Annotated in this window: 17 protein-coding genes; 3 read left to right on the forward strand and 14 right to left on the reverse strand. The window is 58.7% G+C overall.

Going from position 1 to position 17110, the window contains the following annotated elements:
• Positions 1-136 precede the first annotated feature (136 nt).
• Together yghU and HSS18214_RS0107055 are read left to right on the forward strand one after the other, a co-directional pair.
• Positions 137-997, forward strand: a complete 861-nt coding sequence (gene yghU / locus HSS18214_RS0107050; RefSeq protein WP_016914586.1) for a glutathione-dependent disulfide-bond oxidoreductase — start codon at positions 137-139, stop codon at positions 995-997.
• 23 nt (positions 998-1020) lie between these two features.
• Positions 1021-1251, forward strand: a complete 231-nt coding sequence (locus HSS18214_RS0107055) for a DUF2798 domain-containing protein (RefSeq protein WP_016914587.1) — start codon at positions 1021-1023, stop codon at positions 1249-1251.
• 102 nt (positions 1252-1353) lie between these two features.
• On the opposite strand, the gene HSS18214_RS0107060 is transcribed toward HSS18214_RS0107055, so the two are convergent.
• From HSS18214_RS0107060 to HSS18214_RS0107110, 11 genes are all read right to left on the reverse strand, one after another.
• Positions 1354-3456 (reverse strand): TonB-dependent siderophore receptor, encoded by a 2103-nt coding sequence (locus HSS18214_RS0107060; RefSeq protein WP_016914588.1) that lies wholly within the window; start codon positions 3454-3456, stop codon positions 1354-1356.
• A gap of 141 nt (positions 3457-3597) precedes the next feature.
• Positions 3598-3915 (reverse strand): DUF6693 family protein, encoded by a 318-nt coding sequence (locus HSS18214_RS0107065; protein ID WP_016914589.1) that lies wholly within the window; start codon positions 3913-3915, stop codon positions 3598-3600.
• A gap of 54 nt (positions 3916-3969) precedes the next feature.
• Positions 3970-4290, reverse strand: a complete 321-nt coding sequence (locus HSS18214_RS0107070) for a hypothetical protein (protein ID WP_016914590.1) — start codon at positions 4288-4290, stop codon at positions 3970-3972.
• A 38-nt stretch (positions 4291-4328) separates the two neighbouring features.
• Positions 4329-5306: a lipid A deacylase LpxR family protein gene (locus HSS18214_RS0107075; RefSeq protein ID WP_016914591.1), complete on the reverse strand. Its 978-nt coding sequence runs from the start codon at positions 5304-5306 to the stop codon at positions 4329-4331.
• Between the two features lie 148 nt (positions 5307-5454).
• Positions 5455-5994 carry a YaeQ family protein gene (locus HSS18214_RS0107080; protein ID WP_016914592.1) on the reverse strand — a complete coding sequence of 180 codons (540 nt, stop codon included), beginning with the start codon at positions 5992-5994 and terminating at the stop codon, positions 5455-5457.
• A 174-nt stretch (positions 5995-6168) separates the two neighbouring features.
• Positions 6169-6867, reverse strand: a complete 699-nt coding sequence (locus HSS18214_RS0107085; protein ID WP_016914593.1) for a glutathione S-transferase family protein — start codon at positions 6865-6867, stop codon at positions 6169-6171.
• A gap of 67 nt (positions 6868-6934) precedes the next feature.
• Complete coding sequence (locus HSS18214_RS0107090) at positions 6935-7612, reverse strand: LysE family translocator (protein WP_237718592.1); 678 nt, start codon at positions 7610-7612, stop codon at positions 6935-6937.
• Positions 7613-7651: 39 nt separating this feature from the next.
• Positions 7652-8425 carry an enoyl-CoA hydratase/isomerase family protein gene (locus tag HSS18214_RS0107095; RefSeq protein WP_016914595.1) on the reverse strand — a complete coding sequence of 258 codons (774 nt, stop codon included), beginning with the start codon at positions 8423-8425 and terminating at the stop codon, positions 7652-7654.
• Positions 8426-8534: 109 nt separating this feature from the next.
• Positions 8535-9383 carry a 3-hydroxybutyryl-CoA dehydrogenase gene (locus HSS18214_RS0107100; protein WP_016914596.1) on the reverse strand — a complete coding sequence of 283 codons (849 nt, stop codon included), beginning with the start codon at positions 9381-9383 and terminating at the stop codon, positions 8535-8537.
• Positions 9380-11029, reverse strand: coding sequence for an acyl-CoA synthetase (locus HSS18214_RS0107105; RefSeq protein WP_016914597.1), 1650 nt, complete (start codon positions 11027-11029; stop codon positions 9380-9382). The genes HSS18214_RS0107100 and HSS18214_RS0107105 overlap by 4 nt, the downstream gene beginning before the upstream one ends.
• Positions 11030-11071: 42 nt before the next feature.
• Entirely contained in the window at positions 11072-11443 is a 372-nt protein-coding gene (locus HSS18214_RS0107110; RefSeq protein ID WP_237718593.1) for a hypothetical protein, read from the reverse strand.
• Between the two features lie 139 nt (positions 11444-11582).
• On the opposite strand from HSS18214_RS0107110, the gene HSS18214_RS18640 reads away from it, so the two are divergent.
• Positions 11583-12597 (forward strand): IS630 family transposase gene (locus HSS18214_RS18640; RefSeq protein ID WP_156808487.1). Its coding sequence is split into 2 segments (ribosomal slippage): positions 11583-11708 and positions 11710-12597, totalling 1014 coding nucleotides; the frame shifts between segments, so codons are not numbered across the junction.
• Here HSS18214_RS18640 and HSS18214_RS17935 read toward each other — a convergent pair.
• The 3 genes from HSS18214_RS17935 to HSS18214_RS0107130 form a co-directional block, all read right to left on the reverse strand.
• Positions 12553-13527, reverse strand: coding sequence for a solute carrier family 23 protein (locus HSS18214_RS17935; protein ID WP_237718594.1), 975 nt, complete (start codon positions 13525-13527; stop codon positions 12553-12555). The two genes, HSS18214_RS18640 and HSS18214_RS17935, sit on opposite strands and share 45 nt — an antisense overlap.
• 166 nt (positions 13528-13693) lie before the next feature.
• Positions 13694-15484 carry an acyl-CoA dehydrogenase gene (locus HSS18214_RS0107125; RefSeq protein ID WP_016914599.1) on the reverse strand — a complete coding sequence of 597 codons (1791 nt, stop codon included), beginning with the start codon at positions 15482-15484 and terminating at the stop codon, positions 13694-13696.
• Between the two features lie 114 nt (positions 15485-15598).
• Complete coding sequence (locus tag HSS18214_RS0107130; RefSeq protein ID WP_016914600.1) at positions 15599-16969, reverse strand: MFS transporter; 1371 nt, start codon at positions 16967-16969, stop codon at positions 15599-15601.
• Positions 16970-17110 lie beyond the last annotated feature (141 nt).

A 17110-nucleotide genomic window follows, 5' to 3' on the forward strand; every position in this document is an offset into this window, starting at 1 on the left:
CCCCCCTTTTGCCAGCGTTGCCTTTGTCCTACCCTTGCCATTTAATTAACTCGCTAACGACATACCCTTGTAGCCAGGCTCAAGCGCCCCCATAGATTCACTACGACAACGCATGACCGCTAAACGCGAGGACCTCATGAGCGATCCAACCTATACGCCGCCCAAGGTATGGCAATGGGAACCCGGCAGCGGTGGCAAATTTGCCAACATCAACCGCCCCGTCGCAGGTGCCACCCACGATAAACATCTACCCGTCGGCAAGCATCCGCTGCAGCTGTACTCGCTGGCCACGCCTAACGGCGTCAAGGTCACCGTGATGCTCGAAGAGCTGCTGGAAAAAGGCATCATCGACGCCGAATACGATGCCCACCTGATTCAGATCGGTGAAGGCGACCAGTTTGGCAGCGGGTTCGTGGAGGTGAACCCCAATTCGAAGATCCCGGCACTGATGGACCATAGCGTCCAGCCACCCCAGCGGGTCTTCGAGTCAGGGGCCATCCTGCTCTATCTGGCCGAAAAATTTGGTGCCTTTCTTCCCAGCGACCCCGCCAAGCGTACCGAATGCCTTTCCTGGCTGTTCTGGCAGATGGGCAGCGCACCGATGCTGGGCGGCGGCTTTGGCCATTTTTATGCCTATGCGCCGGAAAAGTATCAGTACCCCATCGACCGCTACACCATGGAAGTGAAGCGTCAACTGGACGTACTCGACCGCCACCTGGCAGACAACCGTTATATGGCGGGCGACGAATACACGATTGCCGACATGGCGATCCACCCCTGGTATGGCGCACTGGTCAAGAACCGTGTGTATGAGGCAGCCGAATTTCTGGAGGCCCACACCTACACCCACGTGCTGCGCTGGACCGAAGAGATCGATGCCCGTCCCGCCGTGCAACGGGGCCGCATGGTCAACCGCACCTGGGGAGAACCCCATGAGCAGCTTCATGAACGCCACGATGCCAGCGACTTCACTGAAAAAACCGAAGACAAGCGTTAATTCGCGTATCAGGAAAACCTACGATGTTCGATCCGAAATACGCCCAGCTGATATTTTCATGCCTCATGGCGCTGTTCATGTCATGCATCATGTCGCTGGTGATTACGCTATATAACGTGGGGCTCGTGGATGGGATCGTGATGATTTGGCTCAAAGCGTGGCTGTTTGCCTTTGCCGTCGCGCTGCCGGTGATCAATCTGGTCTCCCCTATCGTGCGACGGCTGGTGAAGCTGTTGATCAAACAGCCACGCTAAGCATCGACTCACGAAGAGACCCATATAAACAACGGGGCCTGCTCATCGCAGGCCCCGTTGTTTATATGGCGGTATGCCGCCGTATCTCACGCGGCACGTGTATCAAAACTGATAGCGCACGTTGGCCGTGACGCTGCGACGATCACCGTAGCCACAGTCGCCTCCGTCATAGCGGCACCAGGAGATGTACTCTTCGTCGGTGGCGTTTTTCAGGTCGACCGAGAAATCCCACTCGCCCAGGGTGTAACCCACCATCGCATCGTACAACGTGCTGGAAGGCACCAGCGGTGCTTCGGCAGCGCCCACGTTATCACCCACATAGCGCACGCCTGCGCCCACGCGCCAGTGGTTGCCCACGTACAAACGATTCCACCAGGAGACCTGCTCTTCAGCCACGTAGGGCAGCCTCGCGCCGGTAGCATCATTGGTGGCATTGAGGTTGGTATAAGCCAGCTGCGTCTCGAACTGCTGCCAACGCTTGTTGACCTGCAGCTCCCAACCATCCACCACGGCACCCACCTGCTCGACGCCACCGGGCGTGGCGCCATCGCTGATCCGGTTCTGCTGGGTAATGTCGAAATACGCCGCACTGACCGCCAACGACTGATCAGGTGACACATACTTGAAGCCAATCTCTTCCTGGTCACCCGTGGTAGGCTTGAGCGGGCTCGGATTTGCCGTCCCGTCACTGCCCAGATTCATCGAGAACGCTTCGGAGTAGCTGACGTAAGGTGAAAAGCCGTTGTCGAAGCGATACATCAGCCCGATACGCCCGGTCGTCTGTGCTTCGTCGCTGACCGTATCGGGCCCCGACAGCGCCAGCGTGCGGTTCTCGGCCCAGTCACGACGCAGGCCCGCAGATATCACCACCGGCCCCACTTCGATGTGATCGGCCAGATAAACCCCGACCTGCTCGATCCGGTTATCGGGCTGGTTGGTTGGCGACAGTGAATCCAATTGCAGATTACCGTAACGTGGCTGGTAGACATTGAAGCGACCGCCACCCCCCGTCACATAGCTGTAGTTGTCTTGTGCCCAGCGGGCATCCTGGCGATCGATCCCGGCCACCAGGGTGTGTTCTGTCGCCCCCAGGGCAAATTCACCGGCAAGCCGAGCGTCCAGGTTCAAAATGCGGGTGTCGGCATCGGCCGTGAAGATCGTCCGGTTGACCTCACCGTTGGCATCCGGAACGCTGGGAATATCGACCCAGTGCTCGCGTGTCTCGGTGCTGGAGTTGGTGTAGCGCGCCGTGGCCGAGAAGGCCCATGCATCGTTGAGCTGCTGATCAACGAACAGCGTGGTCTCGGTTTTCTCGCTATCGTAACGGTCCCAGCCGGGCTCACCCACGAAACGCTCTGAGCCAATGAATCCCAAGGAGCCCGGCTGCAAAGTGCCCACCTGCGGCAGGAACTGCGCAGATACCTGGCTTTTGTCCTGCTGGCGATTCAGCAGCAGCGTCACGCGGGTATCGTCACTGGGGCGCCAGGTAAACGAAGGCGCCAGGACATACCCGTCATCCCTGACGTGGTCGACTTGGGTGTCACTGTCACGCACGAGCGCCACGATCCGGTAGAGAAATACGCCCTCCTCGTCGGCGGCCCCGGTAAAATCAAAGGCCAGCTGCTTGCGATCGAAGGTGCCGTATTGTGCCCATATCTCACCGCTGCGCTCTTCCTGGGGAAGCTTGGAGACACCGTTGATGATGCCACCCAGATCTGCCTGCCCGTACAGCATCGACGAGGGCCCGCGCAGAACCTCGACGCTCTCCAGTGCATAGACATTGGTGCGCACGGTGTTGTATGAACCATAGATCTGGCGTAACCCGTCCAGATAGCGGCCTGCGTCCAACCCTCGCACCTTGGCACTGTCACCACGGGTATCGAAGCCGAAATTCCCCGCATGGACGCCCGGGGTGTAGAGCAGCGTGTCCTGAATATTCTTCGCACCGCTGTCCTGAATGAATTCCTGATCGATCACCGACATCGAAAAGGGCTGCTCGGCCATCGGCACGTCCAGCTTGCCAACGCCAGGCTGGCGTTCGGCTTCGATATAACCGAAACGGCCCGCCGTGTCTGCGGTGACTTCCACCGTTTCCAGATCCACATTGCCAACGGGGTTCTCTTGCGCCTGTAGCGACGTGGTGCTCGCCGCCAGCGCAACGGCCACGCCTAAGGTGCGCAGCCGAAAGGTAGGTAGATGGTTCATCCTGGATCCCAGAGCGAATAATAATATTAATGAGAGTAATTTTTATTCGCGCAAAATATAGAATCCGAACGTTGGGTTGTCAACGTGAACCTGTGAAAGGGGGTGCCCGCTGACAGGCAGCGGGCGGAGGAACCGGCAGAACTACAGCACGCGTGAGTTGTTCAACGCGTAGTTCCAGACACGGTAAAAGTAGAAGATGTAGCCAATTCCCAAGGTGAGAAACGAAATCACCATCCACAGGATGATATGGCCGATATTGCTGAAGATATTGATATCGCAGACCATTTTTCGCTCTACCCCACTGGCATGGTCGACCACGCTAGTACGATTGATGACAAAGCGAGCAAAGGAGTACGGAAAGAAAAACAGCGCGATCCCCAGCGTAAAAATCGTCAGTAACAGCCACACCAGCAGGTGGCCCACGATATCCAGAATGGACAGATTGGCTTTGATGGTCACAGGGGTGCCTATCGATGCAGTAAGAGTGGCGTGCAGATTACCACACGCCAGGATTCAGGAGCGCGAGGCCCACCAGTCGGCATAGGAGCTGTTGTGGGGAGCGAGACCGCCTTCGTCCGGTGCTCCATCCTGCCACCAAACAGGCCCTCGTTCACCCAGTGCTTCCTTGGCTTCCTGCACGGCCTGACGTGCCTGGCGAAGCGCGTGCTCATCGTCATGCTGTTGGGCACTGCGCACCGCACGCCGCGCCTTCATCAACGCCTTGACATGAAGACGCCGGGTGTCTTCCGAGAGACGCGGATCGGTGCAGCGCCACAGCCGGTTCCTGGCAACGAAGTAGCGTCCATCCGGTGTCTGTGGGTACTTGCTGCTCATGCTGCCCCTCTCGGTCGTTTGCGCGTCGGCCTACTGCACTAGAAACGCTTGGTCAGCGTCATGGCGCCAAACACATCCTGCTCATCCTGCCCTTCGAACTCGCGGGTGCGCTGTACGACGGCGTAGGTCACCTGCCAGTCTTCCCAGGCCAGCGCCAAGCCCGTGGAGGCATCAGCGACCCACTCCTTGCGGTCTACCGAATGGCTATCGCGCACGGTATTGCCGTCCAGGGTCAGATTATGGGCCATGTAATAGCCTTCGACGCTGGCAAACAGATACCACTGCCAGCCACGGCTCTCGCTCATCAGATGGCGCGTACCGGGGTTGGGGGTCAGGGTAGGAATGCCTTGAGCGTCGTCTCCCCAGCGCACGCTGTAGCCAGCGCTGGCGTAGGTGTACAGATTGCCCAACGCCGCCCCGACGCTCGGCCCATGGGCAAACTGTTTGCCCGCCAGCGGGGTGTCATGCCACCACTGGCGGCGCAGCGTCAGGTTGACCAGCGCTTCGTCACCCAGCTGATGACGCCACCCCCGCGGGCGGTCGCTATTGGTGACGCGGTGTACCTCACGCTGGATGCTGTCCGCCAACGAGGAGGGCCCAACCAGCCCCACATCGAGGTGCAGATCGGTGGCCCGCTGCCACTGCCCCACCGGCACATCTTCATATAGCGACACACCACCGTATACCAGCCCTGCATAGGGGCGGTCATCTTCGATCAGGGAGCGCCGTTCGATGTTATCGGGCGTATAAATCTGGTGCACGAAGCGATACGCCACCCGGTCAGCCTGCCCCATCAACCCCGCTGGCAGCACCACGGCAAGCCGCTGCAACCAGTTCTGTTCGGAGGGCGTCGTCATCCAGTTCAGTTCGAAGCCACTGGTGAAGTGGCCGTCATCGCTGCTGGCCAGGCCATCGTTTTCGAGCTTGAGGGTCAAGGCGCTGTCGCTGGCCATGGCTAGCACAGGCAGCAGGCTCAATGGCAGTACCAGAGTACGTAATACAACGGAAGGTTTCATGGCTCGTTCCTTGAGTAACAAACATTGCTGATTGTATGTAATCTTGCAAAAAGATAGCAAGCTACTTTTATAGCCGCTTATGGCTCGCTCAACGCTGTTTCCACTTGCGCGGAGTCTGGCAGTTATCCCTCACCGCCAATACCCTCGATTAGCGCTCGCGCAGCAGCCATTCAGGGGTGATTTCGTGCTGGCCGTTCTCATCGGTAATGAACAGCGCACCATCACTGATCATCACGGCCCAGTTGATGGCCCTGGGCAAGTTCGTCGCCACCGTAGACAGCGCATCGGCGGGTAACCCGGCCACGTGAACGTTCTTCAGCGATGCGACCACAGGCAGCACTTTGCTCTCCCACAGGTCGACACGGCCATAGGCCAGCAGGGAAACCCGCTCGGCACGCCGAGAACACCAGGTCATGCGTTCGGCATCGGGAAGCCCTACTTCAATCCAGTGGAGCACGCGCCCGTCCAGGCTCTTCTCCCACAAGGCTGGCTCGTCCACGTCTGAGAGCCCGCGTCCAAAGGCCAGCGCTTCGCTGTACCACAGCAGATAAGCGATCAGCCGTGTGCACAGGCGCTCTTCGGTTTCGGAAGGGTGGCGCGCCACCGTGAACCGCAGCGTTTCGTAGACGTTGCGGTCCAGGTCAGTCAGGTTCACATCCACTTTGTAGGGGGTAGCACTTAGCGCCATCTGATGACTCTCAATCGTGTTGCGAAATATTAGAGGCGTCAGTGTAGCGGATTTACGCCCTCTCCGCGCCGTCCTCCCTCCAGCCCGGAACTTCCTGCACGGTACTTTCTGTACAGGACTTCCTGCACGGTACTTTCTGTAAAGTACTTTCTGTAAAGTACTTTCTTTAAAGTACTATGCGGTCGCCCGCTCGTCGCTCAGCAGCGTGGCCTGCTTCAGGGTCTCTTGTTCATGCATGGGCTCCCGCCAGGTCTCTTTCAGCGCCGCCGCATACCACGCCTGCATGGCAGGCAGGGCCAACAGGCGCTGCACGTAGGCCAGCGAGGCATCGCCCAGCGGAAGGCCGAAGGTTTGCACACGAAACGCCACCGGGGCATAAAACGCGTCCACGGCGGTAAAGTGCTCACCCGCCAGGAAAGGGCCACCAAAACGCTCAAGCCCCTCCTGCCATAGCGCATCCAGCCGGGCCAGGTTGCTTTTCAGCCCAGGGGAAATCGCGTTCATCGCTACCCGTACACCACAGTTCATCGAACACTCATCGCGCAGCGCTGCAAAGCCACTATGCATTTCGGCACTAGCGGAGCGTGCCCAGGCCCGTGCGGCAAGCTGCTGTGGCCATACGTCAGGATTCGCTTCGGCCACGTACTCGACAATCGCCAGCGAGTCCCACACGGCCACCTCGTGTTCACTATCCACCAGGCACGGCACCAGCCCCGAAGGAGAAAAACGCTTGAAGGTCGCGAGGCTCTCGCCAAAGCCCCCTTCGAACGGCATCAGATGCTCGTTGAAGGGGATATCCAGCGTTTTCAGCAGCACCCAAGGGCGCAGCGACCAGGAAGAGTAGTTCTTGTTGGCGATATACAGATCAAACATGGTGCGCTCCTTGTGGTGAACACATCATTGATCGCTTTAGCGATTAATAGCCTTGCGAGTGATCGTTTTAGCGTGCCGCCTGGACCAGCGTATTCCCGCCCAGCCCCATCAGTACGCCGCCGCCCATCCGCTGTACCCAACGGGTGGAGCTATTGGACTTTTGCAGCCAAGCGCGCAGCGGGCTGGCCAGCAACACCACGACCACGTCCGCCGACGAAAACAGTACGTTGGTGGCTACCCCCAGCCACAGCAGTTGCCATGCCACCGGCAGAGCGCTGTCGGGCTGCACGAACTGGGGCAGGAACGCCACGAAGAACAGCGCCGTTTTGGGGTTGAGCACTTCTACCAGGAAACTATCGCGCAGCACCCGCCGGGTGGTGGCCAACGGCAGCTCATCGCCACTCGTGCGAATGCCCTGCCGCCACAAGCGCACCCCCATCCAGAGCAGATAGAGCCCACCGATGATCTTCATGGCGAGATACGCAGGCGGAATGGCGGCAAACAGTAGGGCCAGGCCAAGCGCGGCCGCTATTACATGCACGTAGCAGCCTAGATGCACTCCCGCCACCGCAAGCCAGCCTGCGCGTCGGCCACGCCCCAGGGTTTGCGCGGCGGTATACAGCATCGCAGGCCCAGGCAAGTAGGCAAACCCCAGCGCGGCAACCACAAAAGCGGCCCACTGCATCGCGGTGACTCCCTTCTCTGAAAAATAGTAAGCCTGAGAATAAAATAAGGGGCGACGCATGCGCCACCCCTTGAATAAGTAAAACTCGAAAAATAAACCCTAGAAGTTGGGTTTACGCTTCTCGACAAATGCGCTCATGCCCTCTTTCTGCTCCTGGCCTGCAAAGCAGAAGGCGAACAGGCTGGTTTCCAGGGCCAAGGCGCTATCGAGGTCCTGATCCATGCCGTCATGCACGGCCTGCTTGGCGCCGCGTACCGACTGCGGCCCGTTCCCCTTCAGCTGCTTGGTAAGCTCTTCAACATAGCTCTCAAGCTCGGTCTGGGGCATTACCCGGTTGACGAGGCCGATGCGCAACGCTTCCTGGGCATCGATCTTGCGCCCGGTCGTCACCAGGTCGATGGCCATGGCGGGACCGACTCGGCGCGGCAAGCGCTGGGTGCCGCCAAAGCCGGGAATGACGCCTAGCAGGACTTCCGGCTGGCCGAAGATGGCGTTGTCGCTGGCGACGGCCCAGTCGCAGGCCAGCGCCAGTTCGCAGCCGCCGCCAAGGCAAAACCCGTTGACCAGCGCGACCACCGGCACGGGCAAGGTTTCCAGGCGTTTGATGGTGCGCAGTGCCTGGCTGGCAAAGGCGCGCGCTTCTTCCGGGGTTTTATCACGCATCTCGGTGATGTCTGCCCCGGCCACGAAAGATTTTTCTCCGGCCCCCGTAATCAATACCGCCCGCAGGCTGGGGTGAGCTTCCAACTCGACCAGGTGCGCTTCCAAAGCGCTGAGCACTTCGCTGTTCAGCGCGTTCAAGGCTTTGGGACGATTAATGGTCAGGCGTACCACGCCATCGTTATCAACCTTCTCGATCACTGCGTCGCTCATGGCGGCTCCTTAATTGTTATTGCGCGTAGAAGTGGTTACCACTCAACCCTAGCGAACGCTTGGTTGGGTGGCAATCACTTCTTTTGTCGCCCCCTAAGCTCGCAGCCTGCTATTCGTAGATATAGAACCCACGGCCACTCTTGCGGCCCAGATAGCCTGCGGCCACCATGCGCTTGAGCAGCGGGCAGGGGCGGTACTTGGGATCGCCAAAACCTTCCTGCAGCACCTCCATGATCGCCAAGCACACATCCAGGCCAATCAAATCCGCCAGCGCCAGCGGCCCCATGGGATGGGCGGCACCCAGCTTCATGGCGTCATCGATGGCTTCCGGCGTGGCGGTGCCTTCCTGCACGATAAACGCGGCCTCGTTGATCATCGGCACCAGCAAACGGTTCACGGCAAAGCCCGGCGCATCGCCCACCGGCACAGCGGTTTTGCCCAGCGCTTTGGTCAGCGCTTCGATGCGCTCTACGGTGGCATCCGAGGTCTGCTCGGCGCGGATCACCTCGACCAATTTGAGTACCGGCACCGGGTTGAAGAAGTGCATGCCTACCACCCGCTCAGGGCGCTCGCAGACCGCCGCCAGCCGGGTCAACGAGAGAGACGATGTGTTCGACGCCAGAATCGCGTCGCTGCTCAAATGGCTGAGATCCCGAAACAGCTTCTCTTTCAATGCGGGCTGCTCGGGGGCAGCTTCGATGATCACGCTGCAGTCGCTGAGCGCATCCAGCGCCGTGGTGGTCGAAAGCCGAGCCAGCGCTTCCTGCTTGCCCTCTGCCGTCATCTTCTCTTTGGCAACGAGCTTCTCGAGCCCTTTATCGATCGCATTTTTGGCGCGGGTGAGCTGCTCATCGGCGACATCGTACAGCCGTACGTTAAAGCCACTGGTGGCCACCACTTGAGCAATCCCCTGCCCCATGGTGCCTGCGCCTACCACGCCAATCCGCTGTTCGCTCATTGCTGTTCCCCTGACTGGTGCTGTCTGGCTTCTTCACGCAGCACGAATTTTTGAATTTTGCCCGTGGACGTTTTGGGCAGTTCGCTAAAAACCACCGTTTTCGGCACTTTAAAGCTCGCAAGATGCTTACGGCAGTGGGCAATGATATCCGCCTCGGTGACTTCGCCGTAACCTATTTTCAGTTTGACGAACGCGCAGGGCGTTTCGCCCCACTTTTCATCCGGCTTCGCGACCACGGCGGCCTCTTCCACCGCTGGATGGCTGTAAATGGCATCTTCGACTTCGATGGTGGAGATGTTTTCACCGCCCGAGATGATGATATCTTTCGAGCGATCTTTAATCTCGATATAGCCGTCGGCATGCCATACCGCCAAGTCGCCCGTGTGGTACCAGCCGCCCTCCAGCGCTTTTTCCGTGGCCTCGGCGTTTTTGAGATATCCCTTCATCACGTTGTTGCCGCGCATCAGGATTTCGCCGATGGTTTGGCCATCCTTGGCAACAGGTTCCAGCGTGACCGGATCGGCGACGCAGAGCGCTTCCAGCATGTGGTAGCGCACGCCTTGGCGTGACTTGAGTTTGGCCCGCGACTCCAGTGGCAGTTCGTCCCAGGCCGCGTGCCAGGCACATACCGTGACCGGGCCATACACTTCCGTCAAGCCATAAACGTGGGTCACTTCAATGCCCAGCTTTTCTACCCCGGCTATCACCGAGGCGGGTGGCGCGGCACCGGCGGTGGTCACCTTCACCGGATGATCGAACACTCGCTTCTGTTCGGCGGGCAGGTTCACCAACCCATTGAGCACGATTGGCGCACCGCTAAAGTGAGTGACGCCCTCTTCAGCGATCAAATTGGTAATGCGTTTGGGGTCTACCTTGCGTAAGCAAACGCTGACGCCTGCATTGGCGGCAATGGTCCAGGGGAAGCACCAGCCGTTGCAGTGGAACATGGGTAGCGTCCACAGGTAGACAGGATGGTGTGGCATCGCCCACTCGAGAATGTTGCTCACCGCGTTCAGGTAGGCACCGCGATGGTGATACACCACCCCTTTGGGTTTGCCCGTGGTGCCAGACGTGTAATTCAATGAAATCGCCTGCCACTCGTCGCTGGGCAGTTGATAAGCGTACTCCGGGTCGCCCTCGGCCAGCAGCGCCTCGTACTCCAACTCGCCAATGCCTTGGGTCTCACCCAAAAACTCCGGATCGGCCACGTCGATGATCAGCGGCTTGCTCTCCAACGTGGCCACCGCCGCTTGAATCACTTCGGCAAACTCAGGATCCACCAGAATCGCCCTGGCTTCGCCATGGGCCAGCATATAGCGGATGGCATCGGCATCGAGGCGGATATTCAGCGTATTCAGCACGCAGCCCGCCAGCGGCACACCGAAGTGGGCCTCGAACATTGCGGGTACATTGGGCAGCATGGCCGCCACTGTCTGGCCCGGCTGAATACCGCGTTTTTCCAGCGCGGATGCGAGCCTACGGCAGCGTGCCCAGGTCTCTGCCCAGGAGCGGCGCGTCTGGCCATGCACCACGGCCGGGTAATCGGGATACACCGCCGCCGAACGCTCGATGAACGTTAGAGGGGAAAGCGCCACGTGATTGGCCGGTGTGGGGGGTAAGTCCTGCTCGAAAATTGAAAGACTCATACATTACCTCATTAATTAACGAAAACCTGAAAAGGCCTATTGTTAGTGGTTGTCATGACGTTCAAGGTCGCTATCAGAACGAGGCTCGCGTCCGAACATGTTCTGCTTTTGTACAAGCACATAAAGCACGACACCAGCAGCCAACCCCCACCCTGCCCCATACACAGCAAGCACAACTGCCATAGTGCCCGCCACGCCGCGCTCTGCCGTATTTTTAGTTTGCTCTATACCAACCATCAAGCAAATATACCCAGTGAGCAGTAACGTTAACGATAAAGCTATCGGCAGCACGGGTTGAAACATACTTACTAACGGTAGAGTAAAGAGCGCAATGAACCCCGTAATCCAGAAAGTACCTCCTCCGCTGTAAATCGACTCCATGGCATTGCGACCATTTTTGTAACGTTCAGCCATTGTGGCTGTCACCGCTGTCCAGATGGGGCCTGCCAACCCAGGATAGGGAGCAAAGAAAGCATGTATACCATTACGAATAAGTGCCTAACCGAAAGTTTTCGTGCATAATGTGTGTAGGATAACTGACACGGACGGAACCATGGCAAGGCGCTTCGTTGCACCTCTCACTGAGTCTGAGCAGCAGACGCTGTCCTCCGCCTATCACCATGGTGAGAAGCGCGCCCTACGTCGACGTGCGCATGCCATCTTGCTGAGCAACCTAGATTCATACCATCGCTCAGATCTGTGAGATATTGCGGGTCCGCCGCGATGCCGTATCTCGATGGCTCAAACAGTGGGAGGTAGCAGGGCTTGATGGGCTGATCGACAAGCCGCGCAGTGGCCGCACGCCGGCCTTGGATGACGACGACCACCATCGGCTGCTGGAACTTGTCGCCGAACAGCCCCACCAGCTCCGCTCCTTGCATGCCCGCTTTCAGGAAGAGACCGGGAAAAACATCAGCATGGTGACGCTCCGCAGGGCGCTGAAAAAAAATAGGCTCAGCTTCAAGCGTATTCGGCATTCACTGAAGGCACGGCGCGACGAAACGGATTTCCGCAACACTCAAGGCCTTCTCAAGGTGCTTCAGGAGCGGGAAGACCTGGGTGAGCACGAGCTCTATTACTTCGATGAGTCGGGCTTTTCGCAGTCGTCACCGGTTCCATACGCGTGGAGTCCCATTGGGCAGCCCTTTGAGATGACCGCCTACTCCCATAGCCGAAGGTTGAACGTACTGGGGTTCCTCAGCCGAGCCGGGAAGCTGGTCTACCATACCTCCACGGAGCCGGTGACTACCGAGACAGTCATCGAAGCATTTGATCAATTTGTGGCCCAGAAAGACCCCGATACCTTCGCCATCGTGGTGCTCGACAATGCCAGCATGCATCGCTCCAAGGCCTTCAGAAGTAAGATTATGGAGTGGATGTCGCATCGTGTGCATCTGGTCTACCTATCGGCTTACTCGCCGGAGCTTAACCTGATAGAGATTCTGTGGCGGCAGATGAAGTACGCATGGCTACCGTTGAGTGCCTATCTCTCATTTGACCACCTCAGCAAGGAGGTCTGTCGCCTACTCGACGGCTACGGGTCTGAACGCACGATAAATTTTGAATAGCCACTTAGCAGTGACATGGTGAATGCGATCCGTGCTGTAATCGATTTTTTCATCCGTGCGTATATGGTCAACACGAGACATCAGCGTACGACCCACGACGATGTCACCAAAAGCAATGACATAAGCAATCACCGCGGTAGGCAGCGCCAGCATAAACACATCAATGCCCGGAAAGCCGACACTAAAGGGCAGGTAGGCCCACATATCTGAAAAGTTGGGTTGCGTCACCCCCCACTCAATGCTTGGACGTGGATACTCGCCTATTGCCCAAGCAATCAAAATAGCGACCACCATGCCGGGCACCATGCCATAATTAGCAATCCTGCGTACGACCAGGTGGTCGGCAACCCAGCGTTTAAACGCTACGGAGAACAGCATAAAAATAGCAATCAGCATACCTGCAATCAAAGAAACTGGCGTTTCCGCCAAGCGCCCACCTTGCTGTATCTCGCCTGTAATTGCTGCAATACCAGCCCCGATAATGATCCCGGCCTGTAGTGAATTGGGCACCAGGTGCACCAGCTTTCGCCCGAGCCCCGTAACACCTAAAAAGAAGAAAATCAAAAACACTAAAAACTGTAGCGCAAACAGAGCCTGAATGGCTTCATCACCCGGTTCAAAGTCACCTAAAAAGACCAGCACCACCGGCACTGCGGGGGTAATCCAACCTGGCACCATAGGCACCCCAAGTAATGCTGGCAGCATAAATCCAATGCCACAAACCACCACGAAGGCTAACGCTATATCGTAAGGCAGGCCCAGGTACTGCTCCAGCAACGGTATCATGGCAAGGCTAACCACAAACATTATTAGCCCTTGGATCATTTCAGCCATTTCCCATCGGTAATGAACAAATGGTAGGCGGACTTTAAATGGCCCTAAAGGCCAGTAGGGCTGTTCTTCTCCATGTTGGCGATGTTTCAACTGCATAAAAACTCCTTGGTTATAAATATTGTTAATTTTTAAGATGCAAGGCCGGAATGAAACATTGATGTTCAATGAAAATCAAAACGACCGTTTCATTGTTATTAAAAGTTAAACGCCGACCTTGACGGTCGGCGAAGATGCCATGGAAAGAGATAGCAAAGCGTCAACGTCACTGCTGACTATCGAAGTCGCTCAAACACTGCATGCCGGCCTCGATCACCGCGCGCTGGGCACGCCCGACCGGCAGCCACTGGTGGATGACGAACTCGGCGCTGCACAGCTTGGTGCGATAGAACGGATCGTCGCTGCCCTGGGTAATGGCTTGCTGGGCATGCAGCGCCGCTTGGCCCATCTGCCAGGCGCACAGCACATGGCCCGCCAGGTTCAAGAGAGGCGTGGCGTAGGCTTGCACAGCATCCGGCCCCTGTTCAGGGTGGCTACCCTGCTCCAGCACGATTTCCATGGCGGCCTGCAGGTCGTCAGCGGCATCGCTCAACAGCGGCCCCATGGCATTCAGCCGCGTACTCTTGCCCAGCTCGTCAGCGGTGTTGCGCACCTCGGCCAACAGGGCCAGCAAGGCGGCACCACCATCGCGCTGCAGTTTGCGACCTGCCAGGTCCAGCGCCTGAATGCCGTTGGTGCCTTCATAGATGGGCGCGATGCGGGCATCTCGGAGCAGCTGCGCAGCGCCGGTCTCTTCCACGTAGCCCATGCCGCCGTGCACCTGAACCCCCATGGAAGCAATGTCCACGGCCTGGTCGGTAGAGAAGCTCTTGACGATAGGAATCAGTACATCCACACAGGCCTGGGCCGACTGGCGCTCGGCGTCATCGGCCGCATGGCGGGCAACATCCAGCTGGCCAGCGCAGTAGAGGGCCAGCGCACGCAGCGCATCGGTACGGGCACGCATGGACAGCAGCATACGGCGCACATCGAAGTGGTCGCTGATGGTGCAGTCGCTGCCGCCACGCTGCCTGGGTGAGCGCCCCTGGGTGCGGTCATTGGCGTAGGCAAACGCGTGTTGGCAAGCACGCTCGGCCACGCCGATGCCCTGAATACCGACCTTATGACGCGCCTCGTTCATCATGGTGAACATGTGGTTGAGCCCGCGCCCCTCCTCGCCCACCAGATAGCCCACGGCACCGCCGTTTTCACCAAAGCTGAGGGTACAGGTGGGCGACCCGTGAATGCCGAGCTTGTGCTCGATGGAGGCACAGGTGACATCGTTACGCTCGCCCAGCGAGCCGTCGTCATTGACCAGGAACTTAGGCACTAAAAAGAGTGAGATACCCTTATTGCCTTCCGGGGCATCGGGCTTACGGGCAAGAACGAGGTGAATGATGTTTTCGGCAGCGTCGTGCTCGCCCCAGGTGATGTAGATCTTTTGACCGCTGATGCGGTAGTGATCGCCTTCTGGAACGGCTTTGGTACGCACCTTGGAAAGATCCGACCCCGCCTGGGGTTCGGTGAGGTTCATGGTGCCGGTCCAGGAGCCCTCGACCAATTTGGGCAGGTAGGTCGCTTTTAAGGCATCGCTGCCGTGATGGGCCAGCGCCTCGATGGCACCGGCGGTGAGCATCGGGCACAGCCCTAACGCCATGTTCGCGCCGTGGAGCATCTCCTGTACCGCGCTGGCCACCACTTCGGGCAGGTTCTGACCGCCCAGTGCTTCAGACACGCCAATGCCGTTCCAACCACCCTCTACATACGCCAGGTAAGCGGCCGCGAAGCCTTCGGGGGTAGTGACGCTGCCATCGGTGTGACGTTGGGCTCCCTGACGGTCTCCCGTACTATTGAGCGGCCCCCAGACGTCACCTGCCAGCTTCGCAGCTTCTTCCAACACGGCTTCAACGAGATCCGGGGTGGCTTCTGCGAAGCCTGGCAGCGACAGCGAGCGATGCGCCAGCATCTCTTCCAGCACAAAGCGCAGGTCGCGTACCGGCGCGGCGTAGTAATTCATGGCAATACCTCGGGCAAAAGGATCGGTGTAGCAAAAACACTATCCTCGATAGTAGTTTCACTACTCCCGACATACCATTAGCCCAAGGTCTCACCTGATAGCCGCCTCAGCGGCTTATTTGCGCACCTCGGTTTCTACGTCGTCGTAATAAGTGATATGGCTTTCGTCTTCCTGGGGCGGCCCCACTACCGGCTCGGCGACCTCCACTTCCGGCACGACATCGGAAAGGTCTTCCAGATGCTCATGCTCAAGCGCCCCCTGCACCAGCTCTTCGGTCACCACCAGTTCAGCACCGGCAGCGGTCATGGGCGTCGTGGCGGTAAACGGCGCCACGGGGACCGGCGCCGGGCGCACGCTGCGGCGCCACGTGAAGAACAGCACGAAGAACAGGCTGAGCGAGCCAAACGCCCAGAATAGTCCGGCATCGCCCATGGCGGTCATCACCGGCGAAATCATCAGCGGGCTGATGGTGGCCCCGATGGAGTTGATCAGCAACAGGCCTTGGCTCATGCGCACCAGCGCCCCTGCTGGCGCACGGTCGGCGGCGTGGCTCACGGCCACCGGGTAAAGCGCAAATACGCCCCCACCCAGCAGGAACAGCAGCGCGACCAACAAAGGAGTAGAGAGCGGTAGCCACAGCATGGCTGCCGAGATCACCACACAGAACGCGCTGATACCGATCAGCACCATCTGGCGATCGTGGCGGTCCGACCATCGGCCAATGGGGTATTGCAGCAGCATGGCGCCGAGAATCACTACCGCCATCAGTTGCCCCACCTGATTGACACTCATGCCAATGCGCTGGAGGTAGAGCGGCAGCAGTGTATAAGCCGCCGCCACCACCATGCCCGACCCCAGGCTGCCCATCACGCCGGTCGGGGTCATGGTAATCAGCCGGTGCGGGGGTAGCGGTTCGGCGTGTTCGAGCAACGGCGATACGCGGGGGATCATGGCCATCGGCAGTACCGACAGTGACGCCAGCAGACCGATCACCATGAAGGGCGCGGTGTCACCCATGGCGCTGGTCACGCCGAGCATCAATTGCCCCAGCACGCCAGCGGCATAAAGAGAAATCATGTAGAGCGCCAGCAGACGGCCACGCACTTTCTGATCGCCCGCGGTCAACAGCCAGCTCTCGATGACCAGATAGACCCCTACCGTGGCCCAACCGCCCACCAGGCGCAGGGCAAACCACGCCCAAGGGTCGAAGAACAACCCCTGCAACAGCACGGTGACAGCCACCAGCGACGCAAAACTGCCGTAAGCACGAATATGGCCAATGCGCAGCAACAGGCGATCATTGAACATGGCCCCCAGGGCCAGTCCAATGAAATAGGCAGACGACACGATACCGATCACCGTGGCCGACTCGCCCGCAGCGTCCAGTCGAATGGTGATCAAGGTGGCGAGAAAACCGTTGCCAATGCCCAGAATGAACAGCCCGAGTAGGGGCGCCAGCGCCATGGCCAGCAGTTGCCGCGACATGCGTACCTCACATTGCATTGAGTATGAATCGATGGCCGTTTGTACGCCTATCGCACCGGCAGGCAGAAAACGGGCGCGCAATTATTGCTGCCAGCGGCATAAAGTCAATGCTTTTTCAGCCCAATGCCCAGCAGTCTGGTG

It is taken from the genome of Vreelandella stevensii S18214, assembly GCF_000275725.1.
Taxonomy (GTDB): Bacteria; Pseudomonadota; Gammaproteobacteria; order Pseudomonadales; family Halomonadaceae; genus Vreelandella; species Vreelandella stevensii.

What these genes read in the sequence shown, in the direction of transcription:
- HSS18214_RS0107090 (WP_237718592.1), bottom strand. Translation starts at nt 7,612, where the DNA reads ATGCGTCGCCCCTTATTTTATTCTCAGGCTTACTATTTTTCAGAGAAG.
- HSS18214_RS0107095 (WP_016914595.1), bottom strand. Translation starts at nt 8,425, where the DNA reads ATGAGCGACGCAGTGATCGAGAAGGTTGATAACGATGGCGTGGTACGC.
- HSS18214_RS0107060 (WP_016914588.1), bottom strand. Translation starts at nt 3,456, where the DNA reads ATGAACCATCTACCTACCTTTCGGCTGCGCACCTTAGGCGTGGCCGTT.
- HSS18214_RS0107070 (WP_016914590.1), bottom strand. Translation starts at nt 4,290, where the DNA reads ATGAGCAGCAAGTACCCACAGACACCGGATGGACGCTACTTCGTTGCC.
- HSS18214_RS0107125 (WP_016914599.1), bottom strand. Translation starts at nt 15,484, where the DNA reads ATGAATTACTACGCCGCGCCGGTACGCGACCTGCGCTTTGTGCTGGAA.
- HSS18214_RS0107130 (WP_016914600.1), bottom strand. Translation starts at nt 16,969, where the DNA reads ATGTCGCGGCAACTGCTGGCCATGGCGCTGGCGCCCCTACTCGGGCTG.
- HSS18214_RS0107055 (WP_016914587.1), top strand. Translation starts at nt 1,021, where the DNA reads ATGTTCGATCCGAAATACGCCCAGCTGATATTTTCATGCCTCATGGCG.
- HSS18214_RS0107110 (WP_237718593.1), bottom strand. Translation starts at nt 11,443, where the DNA reads ATGGCTGAACGTTACAAAAATGGTCGCAATGCCATGGAGTCGATTTAC.
- HSS18214_RS0107075 (WP_016914591.1), bottom strand. Translation starts at nt 5,306, where the DNA reads ATGAAACCTTCCGTTGTATTACGTACTCTGGTACTGCCATTGAGCCTG.
- HSS18214_RS0107100 (WP_016914596.1), bottom strand. Translation starts at nt 9,383, where the DNA reads ATGAGCGAACAGCGGATTGGCGTGGTAGGCGCAGGCACCATGGGGCAG.
- HSS18214_RS0107105 (WP_016914597.1), bottom strand. Translation starts at nt 11,029, where the DNA reads ATGAGTCTTTCAATTTTCGAGCAGGACTTACCCCCCACACCGGCCAAT.
- yghU (WP_016914586.1), top strand. Translation starts at nt 137, where the DNA reads ATGAGCGATCCAACCTATACGCCGCCCAAGGTATGGCAATGGGAACCC.
- HSS18214_RS0107085 (WP_016914593.1), bottom strand. Translation starts at nt 6,867, where the DNA reads ATGTTTGATCTGTATATCGCCAACAAGAACTACTCTTCCTGGTCGCTG.
- HSS18214_RS17935 (WP_237718594.1), bottom strand. Translation starts at nt 13,527, where the DNA reads ATGCAGTTGAAACATCGCCAACATGGAGAAGAACAGCCCTACTGGCCT.
- HSS18214_RS0107080 (WP_016914592.1), bottom strand. Translation starts at nt 5,994, where the DNA reads ATGGCGCTAAGTGCTACCCCCTACAAAGTGGATGTGAACCTGACTGAC.